The following is a 19,682-nucleotide window of genomic DNA, read 5'->3' as shown; positions in this document are numbered from 1 at the left end:
GAACAGATGAGCCGCCCCACCCCCCGCAAGCCCGCCAGCTCGCGCGGCCAGACGCCACGGCCGCGCCGGATCGCCGGTCAGGCCGGAGCCACGCGTTCGGCCGCCGACGACACGAACGACACCCCCGACGCGGCCGACACGCCCGTCGACGGACCCGTCGACGGACCCGTCGACGGACCCGTCGACGGACCTGTCGACGGACCCAGTGGGACCGATGTCGTCGACGCGCCCGCCGGTGCCGGCGTCCTGGCCCGACCGCGGACCACCCGGATCCTGATCGCCGTGCTCGCGCTGGTCACGATCGCGCTGGTCGCCGAGTTCGCGCTGCTCGTCGTCGACCGGATCGGCGACGACGACAAGGCGTCCGCGCGCGACACCGACGGCGCCGGCAGCCTGGCCGTGCCCAAGGGCCGCCCGGTCGTCGCGTCCGCGCTGCAGTGGCGCGACGGCGTCGAGGCCGCGGCCAAGGCCGCCCAGGAGCTCGTGTCCGTCGACTACAGCAAGTACGACGACGAGGTGAAGAAGGCGGTCGCGCTCACCACCTCGCGCTACGAGAAGGACTATCTCAAGACGATCGGGGACGTGAAGGAGCAGGGCATCGCCCAGCAGCTCAAGGTCCAGGCGAGCGTCGTCGCGCAGGGCGTGGTGCGGGCCAACCGGACCCGGCTCGAGGCGCTGGTCTTCCTCAACCAGGTCGTGGAGCGGGTGCGTGACGGAAAGAAGGAGACCGTCGTGACGCCCTACCGCGTCCTGGTGACGATGGTCCACACCGACCACGGCTGGCTCGTCGACCGGCTCGACACCGACGACCCGTCCGCGGGGACTAAGCAGGACACCCCGTCCAGCGGTACGCCGTCGGGTGCGCCGAGCAGCGACGCGCCGTCCGAAGACACGCCGACCCAAGACAAGACGAACTAGAACACGTTACAGTTCGGTCGTGGTCACCCGAGGAGAGAACACCGTGGACTGCGACCTGGTCGTGGTCGGCGCCGGTCCCAGCGGTCTGTTCGCTACCTACTATGCCGGATTCCGCGGGATGCGGGTGGCACTCGTCGACTCGCTGCCCGAGCTCGGCGGCCAGATCACCGCGATGTACCCGGAGAAGGCGATCCTCGACGTCGCCGGATTCCCGGACGTCAAGGGCCGCGACCTGGTCGAGGGCCTGGTCGCCCAGGCCCTGACCGCGAAGCCCGAGCAGCTGCTCGGCTGCACCGCCACCGACCTGGTCACCGACGACGAGGGCCTCACGCTCGCGCTCGACGACGGCACCGCCGTACGCGCGAAGGCGATGGTCATCACCGCCGGCATCGGCAAGTTCAGCCCCCGCCCGCTCCCGGCCGCCGAGGGCTGGATCGGCCGCGGCGTCGAGTTCTTCGTGCCCGCCTTCGAGCCCTACCGCGACCAGGACGTCGTCATCGTCGGCGGCGGCGACAGCGCGTTCGACTGGGCGATCCACCTCGAGCCGATCGCCCGCTCGGTCACCCTCGTCCACCGCCGCGACGCCTTCCGAGCCCACCAGCGCACCGTCGACCAGGTCCTCGCGTCCTCGGTCCAGGTCGTCACCAAGGCCGAGGTGGCCGCGCTACGCGACGCCGACGGCGGTACGACGGGCGCGCTGGCCGAGATCGAGCTGGTCGCCGACGGCGCCACCAAGGTGCTGCCCGCCCAGGCCGTGGTCGCGGCGCTCGGCTTCGTCGCCGACCTCGGCCCGCTCCAGCTGTGGGGCCTGGAGACCCACCGGCGCCACGTGGTCGTCGACCCCTCGATGCGCACCTCGCTGCCGCGCGTCTTCGCGGCCGGCGACATCACCGAGTACCCCGGCAAGGTCCGGCTGATCGCCGTCGGGTTCGGCGAGGCCGCGACCGCCGTCAACAACGCGGCGGTCGTGATCGACCCGACCGCCCACGTGTTCCCCGGCCACTCCTCGGAAGGAAGCTAGGCACAGATGAGCTCTGGACGCGACAAGGTCAAGCTGAGCGACGAGGAGGTCCAGGCGCTGCTGGGGGAGAACCTCAAGGTGCAGGTCGCGGCCAACGGCCGCGACGGCTTCCCGCACCTGACGACGCTGTTCTACGTCGTGCGCGACGGCAGGATCGCGTTCTGGACCTACGGCCGCAGCCAGAAGATCCTCAACCTCGACCGCGACCCACGGGTGAGCGCGCTCGTCGAGGACGGCACCGACTACTTCGAGCTGCGCGGCGTCTCCATCGAGGGCCGTGCGGAGATCGTGCGCGACCCCGAGGCCATCTTCGAGATCGGCTCGGCCGTCGCGACCCGCATGGTCGGCGCCGACTCGTTCGAGTCGCTGGGGGAGATCGGCATGCAGGCCGTGCAGAAGCAGGCGACCAAGCGGGTGGGCGTGATCATCCACCCCGAGCGGGTCGCGTCCTGGGACCACCGGAAGATGACCTGAGAGGGATGAACCGATGAAGATCAAGGTCGACTTCGACCTGTGCGAGTCCAACGGCCTGTGCGAGGCGATGGCTCCCGAGGTGTTCGAGCTGGACGACGACGACTTCCTCCAGCTGCACACCGAGCAGACCACCGACGAGAACATCGAGAACGTCAAGCGCGCCGTCGCGGCCTGCCCGCGCGCCGCCATCACCCTCGTGGAGGACGACGCGTGAGCAGCAGCACCGCCAGCACCAGCCTCGACGGCAAGGTCGCCGTCGTCACCGGTGCCGGCGCCGGTCTCGGCCGCGCCGAGGCGGTCGCCCTGGCCCGCGCCGGCGCCCGGGTCGTCATCAACGACCTGCCTGGCGCCGGTGACGAGGCCGCGGAGGAGATCCGCGCCTTCGGCGGCGAGGCGCTCGTCGTACCCGGTGACGTGAGCCGGCGCGAGACGGCCGACGCGATGATGACGGCCGCCGTCGAGCAGCTCGGCGGACTCGACATCGTGGTCAACAACGCCGGGATGACCCGCGACAAGATGCTCTTCAACCTGGGCGACGACGAGTGGGACGCGGTCATCGCGGTCCACCTGCGCGGCCACTTCCTCCTCTCGCGCAACGCGGCGGCCTACTGGCGCGGCAAGGCCAAGGAGAGCGAGTCCGGCACCGTCTACGGCAGCATCGTCAACACCGCTTCCGAGGCCTTCCTCGGCGGCTCCCCGGGCCAGGCCAACTACGCCGCCGCGAAGGCCGGCATCGCCGCGCTGACCCTGTCCAGCGCCCGCGGCCTGTCCCGCATCGGCGTGCGCGCCAACGCGATCTGCCCGCGCGCCCGCACCGCGATGACCGCCGAGGTCTTCGGCGAGGACCGGTCCGGCAAGGCCGTCGACCCGTACTCGCCCGAGCACGTCGCGCCCGTCGTCGCCTACCTCGCCTCGCCGGCCGCCGAGCGGATCACCGGCCAGGTCATGGTCGTGTACGGCGGCATGGTGGCGGTCGTCGCGGCGCCGGTCGTCGAGGAGCGCTTCGACGCCTCCGGCGACCTGTGGACCGCCGACGACCTCGACAAGCAGCTGGGCGGCTTCTTCGCCGGCCGCGACCCGCACGTCGGCTTCGCCGCCGACTCGATCATGAAGCTGACGGTGTGAGCATGGGGCGCTTGGAGGACAAGGTCGCGATCGTCACCGGCGGCGCGATGGGCCAGGGTGCCGAGATCGCCCGGGCGTACGTCGCCGAGGGCGCGCAGGTGGTCATCGCCGACGTCGCCAAGGAGCAGGGCCAGGCGCTGGCCGACGAGCTGGGGGATGCTGCCCACTTCGTGCACCACGACGTCAGCGACGCCGCGTCCTGGGCGAGCCTGGTCGAGGACGCCAACGCCCGCTTCGGGCCGGTCGACGTGCTGGCCAACAACGCCGGCATCCTGCGCTTCGGCGACATCGAGCGGATGCCCGCAGAGGAGGTCGAGCTGCTCTGGCGGGTCAACCAGCTCGGCGTCTTCCTCGGCATGCAGGCGGTCAGCCGGACGATGCGCAAGAACGGCGGCGGTTCGATCATCAACGCCTCGTCGGTCGAGGGCCTGGCCGGCATGCCGTCGTGCACGGCGTACGCCGCCACCAAGTGGGCGATCCGGGGCATGACCAAGTGCGCGGCGATGGAGCTCGGCCCCAAGGGGATCCGGGTCAACTCGGTGCACCCCGGGATGATCGACACCCCGATGACGCGGGTGCACGGCGGCGACGCCGCGATGGAGTACGGCGCCAGCAAGGTGCCGCTGCGCCGGGTCGGCACGCCCGAGGACATCGCCCCGGTCTACGTCTTCCTCGCGAGCGACGAGTCGTCGTACATCAACGGTGCCGAGATCGCGGTCGACGGCGGCGTGACGAGCACGCACGCCTTCGGTGCCTGATCAGTCGCGGAGGATGAGGTGAACGGCCTTCTCCATGTGCGTCGCGGTCTCCGCGGCCGTGGAGCGGCCGGTCACCCACGCCACCAGGGCGGAGAGCCACACGTCGCCGATGACCCGCGCGATGGCGACGTCCTCGTCGGTGAGGGCTCCCTCGACGGGCACGCCGCCGTGCATCGCGTGGGTCACGATCGAGGTCATCGCCATGCCGACGACGTGGATCTCGTTGGTCACACTGCTGTCGGCGAACATGAAGGCGCGGGTCAGCGCCTCGGTGAGCTTGGGGTCGCCCTGCATGCCGCGGGCCATCCGCTTGAGCACGTAGAGCACGCGCTCGGCCTGGGTGTCGCCGGGGATCTCGCGCTCGTTGAGTCGCGCCGAGGCGTCCTCGAACTGGCGGCCCAGGGCGGAGACCAGCAGGTGGATCTTGGACGGGAAGTAGCGGTAGAGCGTGCCGAGCGCCACGTCGGCCTGCTCGGCCACGGCGCGCATCTGCACGGCGTCGAATCCGCCCGACTTGGCCAGCTCGTAGGTCGCGTCGAGGATTCGCTTGCGGCGCTCCCGCTGCGCGGCCGATCCGAGATCGTCGGACGTGGTCGGGTTCGCGATGCTCACGGAGAGGTCCCCCTGGAGTGGTGTGACGAGTCGGGTCGATGTGGACCCAGTCGATAGGCTACCGGCAGGTAGCGCATAATTTGGAACACGTTCCACTACGTTTCTGTTTCGGCCCTGCTCCCCGGGAGCTCGAAAAGGGGAGAAGTACCTGATGCGAATCGCGATGCTGTCCTACCGCAGCAAGCCCCATGTGGGCGGCCAGGGGATCTACATCCGCCGGCTCACCCGAGAGCTGGTCGCGCTCGGCCACACGGTCGAGGTGTTCTCCGGCCAGCCCTACCCCGAGCTCGACGAGGGCGTGACCCTCACCAAGGTCCCCAGCCTCGACCTGTACCGGCCCGGCGACGAGTTCCGCAACCCGCGGCCGAGCGAGTTCCGCGACCTGGTCGACGTCGAGGAGTGGCTGACCATGCGCAGCGGCGCGTTCCCCGAGCCGCTGACCTTCAGCAGGCGCGTGGTCAAGCTGCTCAAGGCCCGTCGCGGCGACTTCGACATCGTCTTCGACAACCAGACGCTGGCCACTCCGCTGCTCGGAATCGAGGACCCCGCGGGCGTCGGCCTGCCGCTGGCGACCACGATCCACCACCCGATCACCATGGACCGCCGCATCGAGCTCGCCTCCGCGGTCTGGGCCAAGCGCAAGCACGGCTCGCGGTGGCGCCTCGAGCTGCCCAAGATCGGCGTGTGGCGCTGGTACTCCTTCCTGAACCAGCAGAAGCGCACCGCGCCGCGCCTGCGTCGCGTGATCGTGCCCTCCGAGTCGTCCAAGCGCGACGTCGTGCGCGAGTTCCGGGTCGACCCGGCGCGGATCGACACGATCCTGCTGGGCGTCGACGACCGGTTCGCCCCGCCGACCGAGCCCCGCGTCCCCGGCCGCATCCTCGCGATGGCCAGCGCCGACGCCCCGCTCAAGGGCATCTCGATCCTGCTCGAGGCGTTCGCCAAGCTCGTCGTCGAGCGCGACCTCGAGCTGGTGCTGGTCACCAAGCCCAAGGAGGGCGGCGTGACCGAGAAGCTCATCGACAAGCTCGGCATCGCCGGCCGCGTCTCGTTCGCCAACGGGCTCACCGACGACGAGCTCGTCGCGCTCATGGGCTCGGCCGAGCTGGCCTGCGTGCCCTCGCTCTACGAGGGCTTCTCGCTGCCGACCGCCGAGCTGATGGCGTGCGAGACGCCGCTGGTCGTCTCCAGGGCCGGAGCCATCCCCGAGGTCGTCGGACCCGACGGCCTGTGCGCCGACGTCGTCGAGCCCGGCGACGTCGGTCAGCTGACCACTGCGCTGGCCGCGCTCCTCGACGACCCCGCCCGTCGGGCCGAGATGGGCGCCGCGGGCCGCCGTCGGGTCAAGGAGCTGTTCAGCTGGAGTGCCGTCGCGGCGAGCACTGCCGCCGTACTCGAAGACGTGATCGCCGAATACGAGGCCGAGAAGAAGGCCTGAGGAGAACTGACATGCTGACCGTTGACTTCGACCGCCTGGGCCTGCAGGCCGGTGACCGCGTCCTCGACATGGGCGCCGGTGCCGGCCGCCACAGCTTCGAGATGTACCGCCGCGGCGCGGACGTGATCGCGTTCGACCTCGACGCCGAGGAGCTCGAGAACGTCCGCAACCTGTTCGTCGCGATGAAGCAGGCCGGCGAGGTGCCCGCGGGCGCCGAGGCCGACGTCAAGCAGGGCGACGCGCTGGCGCTGCCCTTCGCCGACGGCGAGTTCGACCGGATCGTGTGCTCCGAGGTGCTCGAGCACATCCACGACGACGTCGCCGCGATCCGCGAGCTGATCCGGGTGCTGCGCCCCGGCGGCACCCTCGCGGTGACCGTGCCCCGCTGGCTGCCGGAGGTGATCAACTGGCGCCTGTCGGCCGACTACCACAACGCCGAGGGCGGTCACATCCGGATCTACACCGACCACGAGCTGGTCGACAAGGTCACCAAGGGTGGCCGCCTCAACGACGGCACTCCCGGCGACGCCATGGTGTTCGAGGGCAAGAGCTACACGCACGGCCTGCACGCGCCGTACTGGTGGATCAAGTGTGCCGTCGGCGTCGAGAACGACGACCACCCGCTCGCCAAGGCGTACCACAAGCTGCTGGTGTGGGAGATCATGAAGCAGCCCAAGGCGCTCCAGGTCGCCGGCAAGGTGCTCGACCCGATGATCGGCAAGAGCATGGTGCTGTACTTCCGCAAGCCGGAGGCGGCGTGAGCCGCGGCACCACGCCGGAGGTCCCCCTGAACCGCCTGCCGTACGTCGAGGGTGTGCTGTCGGCCCAGCAGGTGGCCGACACCGCCGCCGCGATCGCGGCGATGCAGGAGCCGTGGGGGGCGGTGCCGTGGACGACCGGTGAGCACGTCGACATCTGGAACCACGTCGAGGCCGCGATGGCGATGCTCGTCGGCGGCCAGGTCGAGGCCGCCGAGCGCGCCTATGCCTGGATCCCCACGATGCAGCGAGCCGACGGCTCCTGGCCGATGAAGATCGTGGGCGGTGTCGCCGACGACGAGCGCGGCGAGGTCAACATGTCCGCGTACTTCGCCGTCGGCCTGTGGCACCACTGGCTGGTGCGCCGCGACATCCGCTTCGTCGAGCGCTACTGGCCCTCGGTGCGCGCCGGCCTCGACTTCGTGGTCTCCCTGCAGAACCCGTTCGGCGGCATCCGCTGGACGCCGGAGGACGACTTCTGCCTGCTCACCGGCAGCTCCTCGATCTACCACTCGCTGCGGGCCGGTGTCGCGCTCGCCGACCTGATGGACGACCCGCAGCCCGAGTGGGAGCTCGCCGGAGGCCGTCTCGGCCACGCCGTGCGCACCCACCCGGACCGGTTCGCCGACAAATCGACGTACTCGATGGACTGGTACTACCCGGTCCTCGGTGGCGCCGTGCGCGGCGACGCGGCCCGCGAGCTGCTCGCCCGGCGCTGGGACGACTTCGTCGTCCCCGGCCTCGGGATCCACTGCGTCGACACCAACCCGTGGGTCACCGGCGCCGAGACCTGCGAGCTGGCCATGGCCCTCGACGTCCTCGGCGACCCGGACTCCAGCAAGCGCGCGCTGACGCTGCTCACTGACATGCAGCACCTGCGCGAGGACGACGGCCGCTACTGGACCGGCTGGGTGTACGCCGACCCGACCCGCCCCGCGCCCGCGGACGAGCCGCGTGACGTGCACTGGCCGCACGAGCACACGACGTACACCGCCGCCGCGGTGGTGCTCGCCGTCGACGCGCTGGGGGAGACCTACGGTCACGCGACCCCGGGCTCGGGGATCATGCGCGGGACGTCACTGGCCCCGCACTTCGAGGAGATCGCGCTGGAGTGCGACTGCTCCTCGGCCCCGGTTCGCTGACGCAGCGAGCGCCAGAATCACAGCGGGTCGCCCGCTGACCCTTTGGTGCGCTGCAGGACACGGAGGGAGCCGGTGACGGCGACCTCCGTGTACTGCCCGCTCGCGAGGGCGGGCAGGTAGATCTGCTCGTACGGCGGCCGGCCGCCGTCCGCGGGGTCCGGGAAGACGTCGTGGATGGCGAGATAGCCGCCCGCGTCGACCCAGTGCGCCCAGCCGGTGAAGTCGGCGCGGGCCGGCTCCTCGCCGTGCCCGCCGTCGATGAACACCAGCGAGAGCGGCGTGCGCCAGTGGGCGGCGACGGTGGCGGACTGGCCGACGACGGCGATCACGTGGTCCTCGAGGCCGGCGCGCGCGATGTTCTTGCGGAACTGGCCCAGCGTGTCCATCAGGCCGAACTCGGGGTCGACCACGCTGGCGTCGTGGTGCTCCCAGCCGGCCTGGTTCTCCTCGGAGCCGCGGTGGTGGTCGACGGTGAACACGACCGCCGTCTCGCCCGTCTGGTCGGTGACCTGGCGGGCGGCGGCGCCGAGGTAGATCCCGGACTTGCCGCAGTAGGTGCCGACCTCGAGCGCGGGACCGTGGGGGAGGCGCTCCAGTGCGACCCGGTGCAGCAGCGCGCCCTCGTCCTCGGGCATGAAGCCCTTCGCGGCGCGGGCATGGTCCAGCAGGTCGGACGGCATGGTGTCGGTCACCCGTGCACTCTAGTAGAGTTAGAACGCGTTCTAGTTTGGCGCTCCGCAGGTTGAGGTGCGAGCGCAGCGAGCCTCGAGACCAAGGAGCACCATGTCGATCGGCATCACCGACGAGCAGGTCGAGCTCGCCGACAGCCTGCGCAAGTGGGCCGCGAGCCTGTCCCCGCTGGCGGCGGTCCGCGCCGCCGAGGGCGAGGTGGATGCCGACTTCGCCGCGATCTGGGCCGCGATCGAGGAGATGGGGGTCCACGCGATCGCCGTACCCGAGGCGGACGGCGGGGGTGGCGGCACCGTGCTCGACCAGGCGGTGGCCCTCGAGGCCTGCGCCCACGAGCTGCTGCCGGGCGGACTGCTCGGCGCGGCCGTCGGCGGCCTGCTGACCGGCACGCCCGGGCGGCACGGCGTGCAGCTCGACGACGACGGCGTCGTGTGGGACGGCGGTACGGCGGGCCGCGGCGTCCCCGCGCCCGGCATCGACCTCTCGGCACGGCACGCCCGCGGCACTGGTCCCGGGCTCGCCGAGCCGGCCGCGCGGCGTACCGCGGTCACCCTGGCCGCGGCCGAGGCCGCCGGTGTGACGCGCTGGTGCCTGGAGACGGCGGTCGACTACGCCAAGGTGCGTGAGCAGTTCGGCCAGCGGATCGGCGCCTTCCAGGCGATCAAGCACCTGTGCGCCCAGATGCTCGAGACCGCCGAGGCCGTCACCGCGGCAGCCTGGGACGCGGCCGCGGCGGCCGGTGGCGCCGACGAGGAGCAGTGGGCCTTCGCGACCGACGTCGCCCACGTGACCTGCTTCGACGGCGCCGTCGAGGTCGCCAAGGCCTGCATCCAGGTCCTCGGCGGCATCGGCTTCACCTACGAGCACGACGCCCACCTCTACCTGCGCCGCGCGCTCACCCTGCGAGCCCTCGTCGGCTCCGCCGACCCCGCGGCGGAGCGGGTGACCGCCGCCGCCGTGTCCGGTGTCCGGCGTCGTGTCGACGTCGACCTCGAGGGCCGCGACGAGCCGATCCGGCCGGAGGCGCGCGCCGTCGCCGAGCGGATCGCCGGGCTGCCGGCGGCCGAGCAGCGGGCGGCCCTGGTCGACGCGGGCTACCTGACGCCGCACTGGCCCACCCCCTACGGCCTCGGTGCCGACGCCACCACGCAGATCGTCATCGACCAGGAGCTGGGCCGCGCGGGCGTCGTACGTCCGGACCTGGTGATCGCTGGCTGGGCCGTCCCGACGATCCTCGCCCACGGCACCGATGCGCAGCGCGAGCGTTTCGTGCGGCCCTCGCTGCTCGGCGAGCTGACCTGGTGCCAGCTGTTCTCCGAGCCCGGCTCCGGCTCGGACCTCGCCTCGCTGCGCACCCGCGCCGTGAAGGTCGACGGCGGCTGGTCGCTGACCGGGCAGAAGGTGTGGACCTCGGTCGCCGAGCGTGCCGACTGGGGCATCTGCCTGGCCCGCACCGACGCCGACGTCCCGCAGCACAAGGGCATCACCTACTTCCTCGTCGACATGCGCACGCCCGGCATCGAGGTCCGGCCGCTGCGCGAGATCACCGGCGAGGCGCTGTTCAACGAGGTCTTCCTCGACGATGTCTTCGTGCCCGACGACTGCGTCGTCGCCGAGCCCGGCGACGGCTGGCGCCTGGCCCGCACCACCCTCGCCAACGAGCGGGTCGCCATGGCCGGCGCCCGGCTCACCAAGAGCGTCGAGCGCGCCGTCGAGCTCGCCGCGACCCGCGACCTCGGTCCCGTCGAGCGCGTCGAGGTCGGCCGTCAGGTCGCCCTCGCCACCGTCTGCGCGCTCCTCGGCGTGCGCACCACCCTGCGCGCCCTCGGCGGCCACGGCCCCGGCGCCGAGTCGAGCGTGGCCAAGCTGCTCGGCGTCCGCAGCCGTCAGGACTCCGCCGAGCTCGTGGTCCGGCTCCAGGGCGACGACCTCGCCCTGCTCGGCCCGATCGGCAAGGAGTCTCGCGACCCGCTCGCGGCCGACGTCTGGGAGCAGCTCAACACCCGTTGCCTGTCGATCGCCGGCGGTACGACGCAGATCCTGCGCAACGTCGCGGGCGAGCGCATCCTCGGGCTGCCGCGCTCCTAGCCTTCGGCCGGCGGCTCGGGCAGCCGGCGCAGGATCTCGGCAAGGGTCGCGTCGACTCCGTCGAACCGGGCGTCGATCGCCTCGAACCGGGCGTCGATCGCCTCGAACCGGGCATCGTGCTCGACGAGCTTTGCCTGAATCGCACCCAGCTGCTCACCGTGGTCGGTCAGGATGTCGTAGATCGCCTCGATGTCGTTGGTGTTGCGCTCGATGCGCCGTTCCAGGTTGGCGTTCGACATGGCCATGGTGGTCCTCCGGGTCGTGGTCGTGTGGTGACCCTACGTCGCGTCGGCGGGCGGATCCAACGGTGCGGGGGAGCTTGTGGACAGCCGCTCCCGCCGCCATCCGTTCCAGTGCCAGTGCAGGAACCGGTCGGTGGCGCGGACCAGGTGCTGGGAGCGGATCGACGGGAAGATGTCGAACGCGTGCTGGGCGCCCGGCAGCTCGGCGTACGTCACCGTCCGCTTGGAGGTCGAGCGCAGCGCCTCGACGAACGCCCGCGCCTGCCCGACGTCGACCAGGGTGTCGCGGGAGCCGTGGATGACGAAGAAGTCCGGGGCGTCGGCGGTGACCCGCAGCAGCGGGCTCGCCTCCTCGAACACCTCGCGCTCCGTGCGCGGCGAGCGCTTGAAGACGATCGGGGCGAGGAACTTGTCGCGCATCAGCTCGGCGGTGCGCAGCCCGCTCGCGCCGGCGAGGTCGTAGACGCCGTAGTAGGGGACCGCGGCCTGGACGGTCGTGTCGGCAGACTCGAAACCGGGCTGGAACTCCGGCGCGTTGGGGGTGACGGCCGTGAGGGCGGTGAGGTGCCCGCCGGCCGAGCCGCCGGTGATCGCGATGTACGACGGGTCGCCGCCGAACTCCGCGATGTTCTCCTTGATCCACGCGATCGCGGCCTTCACGTCGACGACCTGCGCCGGCCACCGGTCGCGCGGCGCGAGCCGGTAGTTGATCGCGACGCAGACCCAGCCCTTCGCGGCCATGTGCTGCATCAGCGGCAGTCCCTGCTGGTCCTTGTTGCCGATCGCCCAGCCGCCGCCGTGCACCTGCAGCAGCACCGGCGCCCCGGCGGCCGGAGTCACCTCGGAGGTGTAGACGTCGAGCAGCCCCCGTCGTCCGTACGGCGTGAACGGGATGTCGCGGTGCACCTCGACCCCCGCTCGGCGGGCCGCCCGCCCGAAGGCGAACGGGTTGGCCAGCCGTCGCCACGGCGTCGCGAGGTCCGCCGGCGTCGGCCGGGCGTCGAGCTGCTCGACGTACTCCACGCCGAGGCCCTCGACCAGCGCGTCCTCGGCGTCGTCGACCGCCTGCCGGCTCTGCTTGACCAGGTACGCCAGTCCGGCTGCGGAGAGCCCGGCCAGGGCCAGGCCGCGCCAGTCGCGCCGCGACCCGGTCGCGTGGGCGGCGGCGTCGGCGACGGTCAGCCCGAGGACGTGGGGCGCGAGCTCGCCGGTGAGCCAGCCGGCGAAGAAGGCGGGGATGCCGGCACGGAAGCCGGGGACGGGGCGGATGGCGTTGGCGGTCAGCGCCGCCGTGACGAGCTGGCGCCGTACGAAACCCATGACGCGAGAGTATCCGGCTCGTTGTGAGAAACTGGTACCCGTTCTAGTTTTCATGGGGGTCAGCGATGGATCGGCTGTCGGGACTGGATGCGAGCTTCCTCTACCTGGAGACGCCCGCCCAGCTGATGCACGTGTGCGCGGTGATGGTGCTCGACCCGGCGACGATGACCGCGCGCTACACCTTCGCCGCGATGCAGCGCGAGATCGAGGTCCGCGTGCGCGACGTGCCCGGCTTCACCCGCAAGGTGCGCGGCGTCCCGCTCGGCCTCGACCACCCGGTCTGGGTGCGCGACAAGGGCTTCGACATCGAGCGCCACGTGCACCGGCTCGCGCTGCCGACGCCCGGTGGGTACGCCGAGCTGATGGACCTGTGCGCCCACCTCGCCTCGCTGCCGCTCGACCGCTCCCGCCCACTGTGGGAGATGTGGGTGATCGAGGGCTACCGGCCCGAGGGCGAGGAGTCCGAGAAGGTCGTCGTGTTCGCCAAGATGCACCACGCGACGGTCGACGGCGTCTCCGGCTCCAACCTGATCTCGCACCTGTGCTCGCTCGAGCCCGACTCACCGCCCCTGGTGCCCGAGAACGCCCCGCACCCGCGCGACCCCGGTCGGGGCGAGCTGCTCGGCCGTGCCGTCATCGGTACGGCGACCCGCCCGGTCACCCTGGTCAAGGTGCTCAAGCCCTCGGCCCAGCTGGTCACCAGGAGCATCGGTCGCGCCCGGCAGGGGACCGCCATGGCCGCGCCCTTCTCCGCCCCGCGCACCTCCTTCAACGGCACCATCACCTCGCACCGCTCGATCGCGATGGCCGACCTCGACCTCGAGGAGATCCGCCGCATCAAGAAGGTCACCGGCACCACCGTCAACGACGTCGTCCTCGCCGTCTCCGGCGGCGCGCTGCGCGCCTACCTCGCCGAGCGCGACGAGCTGCCCGAGTCCTCGTTGCTGGCGACCGTCCCCGTCAGCGTGCGCGACAGCTCACGGCGCTCGACCGGCGCCAACAAGGTCTCCGCGCTGTTCACCAAGCTCGGCACCGACATCGACGACCCGCTGGAGCGGCTGCGGATGCTCGCCGAGCGCAACCAGCACGCCAAGGAGCACCACAACGCGATCAGCGCCGACGCACTGCAGGACTGGGCGGAGTTCGCCGCGCCGCGGACCTTCGGTCTCGCGGTGCGCGCCTACGCCAACCTGCGCCTGGCGGAGAAGCACCCGGTCGTGCACAACCTGGTCATCTCCAACGTGCCCGGACCGCCGGTCCCGCTCTACTTCATGGGTGCGCGGATCGACGCCCTGTGTCCCCTCGGCCCGGTCTTCCACGGTGCTGGCCTGAACGTCACCGTGATGTCGAACGCCGGCCAGATGCATGTCGGCGCGATCGCCTGCCGCGAGTCGATGCCCGACACCGACGCGCTCGTGCGCCACTTCCCGGGGGAGCTGGCCCGGCTCAGCGCAGCGGTCGATGGCGCGGGAAGTCCCGACGCCGCGCGTTGACGGTCGCGGCCGCCTCGACGAAGCGCGGCACGAACTTCCCGGCGCCGAGCACGCACCCGGCGTGCCCGTCGTCGACCTCGTGCACGGTCGCGCCGGGGATCGCGCGTGCCAGCGCGAGCTGGCGCGGGGTCGGGATGACCCGGTCGCGCATCATCGCGACCACGGCGGTCGGTACGTCGATCCGCGAGAGCCACGGTCGCGAGTGGTGCTGGCCGAGCGCGGCGAGCGCCTGCCCGACGGCCCACGGGCTGGTCGAGCGGAACTCGCGCAGCGCCCACTCGTGCAGGTCGGAGACCTCGAGGTCGACGCCCCGCGCCGCCGCACGGGCCGCGCGCACCGCCGTACGGGACCGCGAGACGCCGCGCAGCGCGACCATGGTGGAGCCCATGCCCAGGAAGAACCCGCGCTCGGCCGCGGTGAGCTGGAACCGGTCGGTGGTCGCGCCGAGGACCAGGCCGGCCACGATCGCCGGATGCTGGCGCCAGACCCGCTGGGCGACGATCGAGCCCATCGAGTAGCCGCCGACGATCACCTCGTCCAGCCCGAGGACGTCGACCAGCGCGGCCACGTCGTCGGCGCAGTCGGTGAGCGAGAACTCCGCGCCCTGGATGCCGCGCCCGTGCCAGCGCTGGTCGAGCGTGATCACGCGGAAACGCCGCGACAGCGGCTCGATCGCGGGGAACCAGGTGAGCAGTCCGGTCGTGCCGAGCGCGTGCAGCAGTACGATCGCCGGCGAGTCCGGGTGCGGTCCCGGCGTGTCGGTGACGTACGTCGACCCGCCCCGTCCCGGCAGCTCCACCATCCGTCCCGACGGGATCCGGGTCGCCGGCAGCTCCACGCGGCGGCGCGCGACGTCGATCAGTGAGACGGCACCCATGCGGGCCAGACTAGAACACGTTACAGTTTCTCCGTGGATGCAGAGGCGATCAACGCAGTACGTGCCGTCGTCGGCGAGGTGCTCGAGCGCGAGGCCGACGCCCGGGACTGGGCGGCCTGGGCCGGAGCCGGACTGACCTCGCTGCCGGTTCCCGAGGAGCACGGTGGCGAAGGACTCGGCCTCACCGAGGTCGCCGTCCTGCTCCGCGAGACCGGCCGCGTCGCCGTCCAGGTGCCGGCGTGGGAGACGCTGTGCTGCGGCGCCCTCACCCTCGCCGGCCACGGCACCGACGCCCAGCGCAAGGAGCTGCTGCCCGGCATCGCCGCCGGCGAGCTGGTCCTCACGCCCGCGCTGCGCGGCGCCGCGACGTACGCCGACGGCACGGTCAGCGGCCGCAAGCTCGCCGTCACCTTCGCCGAGCAGGCCGCCCGCCTCCTCGTGACGGCCGCCGACGGGGACGACGAGGTCGTCGTGCTCGTCGACCCGGCCGGTCCGGGCGTGACCCTGCTGCCCGCCAGCGCGTCCAGTGCCATCCCGCAGCACACCGTCGTCCTCGACGGCGCCCCGGCCGAGCCGCTCGCCGACGGTGCCGCCGCCCGGCTGCGCGACCTGGCTCGAGCCGGCCTGGCCGCCACCGCCGCGGGCGTGCTCGCCGGTGCCCGCGACCTGACCGCCGACTACGTCAAGGGCCGCCGGCAGTTCGGTCGCGCGCTCGCCGAGTTCCAGGCCGTCTCGCTCCAGATGGCCGACGTCTACATCACCTCGCGCACCCTCGACCTCGCTGCCGACAACGCCGTGTGGCGCGTCGCCGAGGACCTCCCGGCCGAGGACGACCTCGCCGTGGCCGGCTACTGGGCGAGCCAGGTGGCGCCGTACGCCCTGCGCACCTGTCACCACCTCCACGGCGGCATGGGCGTCGACATCACCTACCCGCTCGTCGCGCTGACCATGTGGGGCACCGACCTCGCGCACGCGCTCGACACCACCGCGGCCGACGTCCCGGTCGAGGACGCCGACGCCAAGAACCTCGAGCTGACCGACGACCAGCGCGCGCTCAAGGCGCGACTGCGCGAGTACTTCGGCGGTGTCGCGGCCGAGTTCGACGGCATCCACGACCCGGACCCGGTCGAGGGCGCCTGGAACCGCCACGGGCCGACCTACGAGCGGATGATCCGCCGCCTCGGCACCGACGGCTGGATGGGCGTCGGCTGGCCGGAGGAGTACGGCGGCCACGGGCTCGGCGAGATCGAGCAGACGATCTTCGCCAACGAGGCGCAGTACGCCGACGTGCACCTCCCGTCGGTCACCCTGCAGACCGTCGGCCCGACCCTGATCCGCTACGGCACGCAGAAGCAGAAGGACCTCTTCCTCGAGCGCATCCTCAAGGGCGACGTGCACTTCGCGATCGGCTACAGCGAGCCCGACGCCGGCACGGACCTCGCCTCGCTGCGCACCACGGCCAAGCTGATCGAGGGCGACGGCGACCCCTACTACCTGGTCAACGGACAGAAGATGTGGACCACCGGCGGCCACCAGGCCGACTACCTGTGGCTCGCGGTCCGCACCGACCCGGACGCCCCGAAGCACAAGGGCATCTCGATCCTGATCGTGGACACCAAGGATCCCGGCTACAGCTGGACCCCGATCATCACGGCCGACGGCTCGCACCACGTCAACGCGACGTACTTCAACGACGTCCGGGTCCCCGTCGACATGCTCGTCGGCGAGGAGAACCAGGGCTGGAAGCTGATCACGACCCAGCTCAACCACGAGCGGGTCATGCTCGGCCCCGCCGGACGGATCGAGGGCCTGCGCGATCGGGTCCTGCGCTGGGCCGGGGCGGCCGGCGTCCTCGACCGTCCCGACGTCCGCGACGTGCTCGGCAGGACCACCGCGGTGTTCCGGATCAACGAGCTGCTCAACTGGGAGGTCGCGCGTGCCGCGGCCGCCGGCGAGATCGAGGTGGCGGACGCGTCGTCGTCGAAGGTCTTCGCCTCCGACCAGGTGCAGCACCTGCTCGCCGACCTCATCTCGCTCGTGCACCGCCACGGTGACGCGGGGGAGACGGTGACGAAGGACCTGCTCGACTACCTCGATGCGCAGGCCAAGCGGAACCTCGTGCTCACCTTCGGTGGCGGGGTGCAGGAGGTCCAGCGCGAGCTGATCTCGATGTTCGGCCTCGGCCTGCCGCGGGTGCCGCGATGAGCACCCACGAGCAGCAGGCGCTGGTGGACCCCGCGGTCCACGAGAAGATCATGGCCGAGGCCGACCGGATCAAGGCCTGGGGCGAGGCCGCCGAGCGGGTCGCCCGCGACGAGGTGAACCAGCCGACGATCAACAACTGGCTGGAGGCGATGGGCCTCGACAACCCGCGGTTCGCGGCGGGCGAGGCGCCGCCGTCGATGGCCCAGGTCTGGACCATGTACGGCCTCGGCGGCAAGCCGCCCGAGCAGGACCCCCTCCACTCGATGATGCGGGTGCTCACCGACGCGGGCTTCACCGCCGTCCTCGGCACCAACTGCGAGCAGTCCTACGACCGCTACCTGCGAGTGGGGGAGCAGCTGCGGGTCACCACCGCGCTCGACTCGGTCGTCGGCCCGAAGGCCACCGGGATGGGCGTCGGCTACTTCGTGACCTCCCGCAACACCTGGTACGTCGACCACCCCGACGGGCCCAGCGAGCGGGTCGCGACCATGCTCTTCCGGGTCCTCAAGTTCGTCCCGCGTGCGAAAGCCGACGCGTGAGCGGCCCGGTGCGCCCGGTCGTCAACCGGGACAACGCCTACTTCTTCGAGGGTACGGCGAAGCGCGAGCTGCGCATCCAGAAGTGCAACCAGTGCGGCGTCCTGCGCCACCCGCCCGGCCCGGCCTGCCCCGACTGCGGCGCGTTCGACCGCGGCTATGTCGTGTCCGCAGGCGAGGGCACGGTGTTCTCCTACCTGGTCCACCACGCTCCGCAGGTGCCCGGCAAGGAGCTCCCGCTGGTCATCGCGCTGCTCGACCTCGACGAGGGCGTGCGGATGGTGGCCGAGATGACCGGCCCGGTCGAGATCGGCGACCGCGCCACCGTCGGCTGGAACGTGGTCGACGACGACCTGACCCTCCCGATCTGGACGAAGGTGGACCGATGAGCGCCAAGCTGTTCGTGGGGGACCGGCTCCCCGAGTGGACCCTTCCGATCACGCCGACCCTCGTGGTCTCGACCGCGATCGCGACCCGCGACTTCCAAGACGTCCACCACGACCGCGACATCGCCCAGGCGGCCGGATCGAAGGACATCTTCGTCAACATCCTCACCTCGACCGCGCTGTGCGAGCGCTACGTCACCGACTGGGTCGGACCCGACGTGCAGATCCGGGGCATCGCGATCCGCCTCGGCGCGCCGGCGTACCCCTATGACACGTTCACGTTCACCGGTGAGGTGACCGACGTCGCCGACGGCGTCGCCACCATCAAGGTGGTCGGCGCGGTGTCGCTCGGCGACCACGTCGTCGGAACGGTCACGGTGGCGGCATGACCGAGCGCACCCTGTCGGGCAGGGCCGCGATCGCCGGCATCGGCGCGACCGAGTTCTCCAAGGAGTCGGGCCGCTCCGAGCTCCAGCTCTCCGTCGAGGCCGTGCGCCACGCGCTCGCCGACTGCGGCCTCACGCCCGCCGACGTCGACGGCCTGGTCACCTTCACGATGGACACCTCGTCCGAGATCGCCGTGGCCCGCGAGCTCGGCATCCCCGAGCTGCGCTTCTTCAGCCGGATCAACTACGGCGGCGGTGCTGCCTGCGCCACCGTCCAGCAGGCCGCGATGGCCGTCGCCACCGGCGTCGCCGACGTCGTCGTCGCCTACCGCGGCTTCAACGAGCGCTCGGGTGACCGGTTCGGCCAGGTGTCGGCGTGGGCGGCCCAGCAGGTCAACACCAACGGCCTCGACAACGCCTGGACCTACCCGCTCGGCCTGTCCACCCCGGCCGCCACGGTCGCGATGCAGGCCCGCCGCTACATGCACGAGTACGGCGCCACCTCGGCCGACTTCGGCCGCGTCGCGGTCGCCGACCGCCGGCACGCCGCCACCAACCCGGCCGCGTTCTTCTTCGGCAAGCCGATCACCCTCGAGGACCACCAGGCCTCCCGGATGATCGCCGACCCGCTGCACCTGCTCGACTGCTGCCAGGAGTCCGACGGCGCCGTCGCCCTCGTGGTCGTGTCGGCCGAGCGGGCCAAGGACCTGGCCCAGCCACCGGCGTACGTCGCCGCCGCGGCGCAGGGCTCGGGCCGCGACCAGTTCGTGATGACGTCCTACTACCGCGACGACATCGGCATCCCCGAGATCGGCGTGGTGGGCCGCGAGCTGTGGAAGCAGTCCGGCCTCACCCCCGCCGACATGCCGATGGCCGTGCTCTACGACCACTTCACGCCGTACGTCCTCATGCAGCTCGAGGAGCTCGGCTTCTGCGGCCGCGGCGAGGCCAAGGACTTCGTCAAGGACGGCGCCATCGAGATCGGCGGCCGGCTGCCCATCAACACCCACGGCGGCCAGCTCGGCGAGGCCTACATCCACGGCATGAACGGCATCGCCGAGGGAGTGCGCCAGATCCGCGGCACCTCGGTCAACCCGGTCGCAGACGCCCACCACGTGCTGGTGACCGCCGGCACCGGTGTGCCCACGAGCGGGCTGATCCTCTCGGCGTAGCCCGGACGTCGAGGAGGTCGTGCAGTGACCGTCTCGAGACG

General features: G+C 71.7%; 21 protein-coding genes. 16 read left to right on the top strand and 5 right to left on the bottom strand.

Annotation, left to right across the window (positions count from 1 at the left end; translation table 11 throughout):
- Nucleotides 1–6 precede the first annotated feature (6 nt).
- The 6 genes from QI633_RS14630 to QI633_RS14605 are packed head-to-tail and all read left to right on the top strand — an operon-like array spanning nt 7 to nt 4,296.
- Nucleotides 7–918, top strand: coding sequence for a hypothetical protein (locus tag QI633_RS14630; RefSeq protein WP_282426192.1), 912 nt, complete (start codon nt 7–9; stop codon nt 916–918).
- A 19-nt stretch (nt 919–937) separates the two neighbouring features.
- On the top strand, nt 938–1,939 hold the full coding sequence (locus QI633_RS14625) for an NAD(P)/FAD-dependent oxidoreductase (protein WP_282426191.1): 1,002 nt from the start codon (nt 938–940) through the stop codon (nt 1,937–1,939).
- A gap of 6 nt (nt 1,940–1,945) precedes the next feature.
- Nucleotides 1,946–2,413, top strand: a complete 468-nt coding sequence (locus QI633_RS14620) for a pyridoxamine 5'-phosphate oxidase family protein (protein ID WP_141798528.1) — start codon at nt 1,946–1,948, stop codon at nt 2,411–2,413.
- A 13-nt stretch (nt 2,414–2,426) separates the two neighbouring features.
- Nucleotides 2,427–2,627 carry a ferredoxin gene (locus QI633_RS14615; protein WP_141798529.1) on the top strand — a complete coding sequence of 67 codons (201 nt, stop codon included), beginning with the start codon at nt 2,427–2,429 and terminating at the stop codon, nt 2,625–2,627.
- Nucleotides 2,624–3,538 carry a 3-oxoacyl-ACP reductase gene (locus QI633_RS14610; RefSeq protein WP_141798530.1) on the top strand — a complete coding sequence of 305 codons (915 nt, stop codon included), beginning with the start codon at nt 2,624–2,626 and terminating at the stop codon, nt 3,536–3,538. The genes QI633_RS14615 and QI633_RS14610 overlap by 4 nt, the downstream gene beginning before the upstream one ends.
- A gap of 2 nt (nt 3,539–3,540) precedes the next feature.
- Nucleotides 3,541–4,296 (top strand): glucose 1-dehydrogenase, encoded by a 756-nt coding sequence (locus tag QI633_RS14605; protein WP_282426190.1) that lies wholly within the window; start codon nt 3,541–3,543, stop codon nt 4,294–4,296.
- On the opposite strand, the gene QI633_RS14600 is transcribed toward QI633_RS14605, so the two are convergent.
- A complete protein-coding gene (locus QI633_RS14600; protein ID WP_141798532.1) occupies nt 4,297–4,908 on the bottom strand; it encodes a TetR family transcriptional regulator in 612 nt (203 codons plus the stop codon).
- 151 nt (nt 4,909–5,059) lie between these two features.
- Here QI633_RS14600 and QI633_RS14595 point away from each other — a divergent pair, with 151 nt between their 5' ends.
- Genes QI633_RS14595 through QI633_RS14585 form a run of 3 tightly spaced genes read left to right on the top strand, consistent with a single transcriptional unit; the run spans nt 5,060 to nt 8,246 of the window.
- Entirely contained in the window at nt 5,060–6,346 is a 1,287-nt protein-coding gene (locus tag QI633_RS14595) for a glycosyltransferase family 4 protein (protein WP_282426189.1), read from the top strand.
- 11 nt (nt 6,347–6,357) lie between these two features.
- Complete coding sequence (locus QI633_RS14590) at nt 6,358–7,107, top strand: class I SAM-dependent methyltransferase (RefSeq protein WP_282426188.1); 750 nt, start codon at nt 6,358–6,360, stop codon at nt 7,105–7,107.
- Complete coding sequence (locus QI633_RS14585; RefSeq protein ID WP_141798535.1) at nt 7,104–8,246, top strand: prenyltransferase; 1,143 nt, start codon at nt 7,104–7,106, stop codon at nt 8,244–8,246. The genes QI633_RS14590 and QI633_RS14585 overlap by 4 nt, the downstream gene beginning before the upstream one ends.
- A 17-nt stretch (nt 8,247–8,263) precedes the next feature.
- Here the strand turns inward: QI633_RS14585 and QI633_RS14580 are convergent, their stop codons facing one another.
- Nucleotides 8,264–8,938 carry a class I SAM-dependent methyltransferase gene (locus tag QI633_RS14580; RefSeq protein ID WP_260805946.1) on the bottom strand — a complete coding sequence of 225 codons (675 nt, stop codon included), beginning with the start codon at nt 8,936–8,938 and terminating at the stop codon, nt 8,264–8,266.
- A 91-nt stretch (nt 8,939–9,029) separates the two neighbouring features.
- Here QI633_RS14580 and QI633_RS14575 point away from each other — a divergent pair, with 91 nt between their 5' ends.
- Nucleotides 9,030–11,024: an acyl-CoA dehydrogenase family protein gene (locus QI633_RS14575; protein WP_282426187.1), complete on the top strand. Its 1,995-nt coding sequence runs from the start codon at nt 9,030–9,032 to the stop codon at nt 11,022–11,024.
- On the opposite strand, the gene QI633_RS14570 is transcribed toward QI633_RS14575, so the two are convergent.
- Nucleotides 11,021–11,269, bottom strand: coding sequence for a hypothetical protein (locus QI633_RS14570; RefSeq protein ID WP_282426186.1), 249 nt, complete (start codon nt 11,267–11,269; stop codon nt 11,021–11,023). The genes QI633_RS14575 and QI633_RS14570 overlap by 4 nt on opposite strands.
- A gap of 33 nt (nt 11,270–11,302) precedes the next feature.
- A complete protein-coding gene (locus QI633_RS14565; RefSeq protein WP_282426185.1) occupies nt 11,303–12,586 on the bottom strand; it encodes an alpha/beta hydrolase in 1,284 nt (427 codons plus the stop codon).
- A 65-nt stretch (nt 12,587–12,651) separates the two neighbouring features.
- Here QI633_RS14565 and QI633_RS14560 point away from each other — a divergent pair, with 65 nt between their 5' ends.
- Nucleotides 12,652–14,079: a wax ester/triacylglycerol synthase family O-acyltransferase gene (locus QI633_RS14560; protein WP_282426184.1), complete on the top strand. Its 1,428-nt coding sequence runs from the start codon at nt 12,652–12,654 to the stop codon at nt 14,077–14,079.
- Here the strand turns inward: QI633_RS14560 and QI633_RS14555 are convergent.
- Complete coding sequence (locus tag QI633_RS14555; RefSeq protein WP_282426183.1) at nt 14,033–14,956, bottom strand: alpha/beta fold hydrolase; 924 nt, start codon at nt 14,954–14,956, stop codon at nt 14,033–14,035. The genes QI633_RS14560 and QI633_RS14555 overlap by 47 nt on opposite strands.
- 33 nt (nt 14,957–14,989) lie before the next feature.
- On the opposite strand from QI633_RS14555, the gene QI633_RS14550 reads away from it, so the two are divergent.
- The 5 genes from QI633_RS14550 to QI633_RS14530 are packed head-to-tail and all read left to right on the top strand — an operon-like array spanning nt 14,990 to nt 19,641.
- Nucleotides 14,990–17,161, top strand: coding sequence for an acyl-CoA dehydrogenase (locus QI633_RS14550; RefSeq protein WP_282426182.1), 2,172 nt, complete (start codon nt 14,990–14,992; stop codon nt 17,159–17,161).
- Nucleotides 17,158–17,700 (top strand): MaoC family dehydratase N-terminal domain-containing protein, encoded by a 543-nt coding sequence (locus QI633_RS14545; protein WP_282426181.1) that lies wholly within the window; start codon nt 17,158–17,160, stop codon nt 17,698–17,700. The genes QI633_RS14550 and QI633_RS14545 overlap by 4 nt, the downstream gene beginning before the upstream one ends.
- The gene (locus tag QI633_RS14540; RefSeq protein WP_174245208.1) at nt 17,697–18,086 is read left to right on the top strand and encodes an OB-fold domain-containing protein; all 390 of its coding nucleotides are present in this window, start codon (nt 17,697–17,699) and stop codon (nt 18,084–18,086) included. The genes QI633_RS14545 and QI633_RS14540 overlap by 4 nt, the downstream gene beginning before the upstream one ends.
- Nucleotides 18,083–18,472 (top strand): MaoC family dehydratase, encoded by a 390-nt coding sequence (locus QI633_RS14535; protein WP_141798542.1) that lies wholly within the window; start codon nt 18,083–18,085, stop codon nt 18,470–18,472. Before QI633_RS14540 ends, QI633_RS14535 begins: the two co-directional genes overlap by 4 nt.
- A complete protein-coding gene (locus tag QI633_RS14530; RefSeq protein ID WP_141798543.1) occupies nt 18,469–19,641 on the top strand; it encodes a lipid-transfer protein in 1,173 nt (390 codons plus the stop codon). Before QI633_RS14535 ends, QI633_RS14530 begins: the two co-directional genes overlap by 4 nt.
- Nucleotides 19,642–19,682: the final 41 nt, after the last annotated feature.

Origin of the sequence: Nocardioides sp. QY071 (assembly GCF_029961765.1) — a bacterium.
GTDB lineage: Bacteria > Actinomycetota > Actinomycetes > Propionibacteriales > Nocardioidaceae > Nocardioides.
The sequence above is the reverse complement of the archived record's forward strand: the minus strand, read 5'-3'. Positions and strand labels throughout refer to the sequence as shown.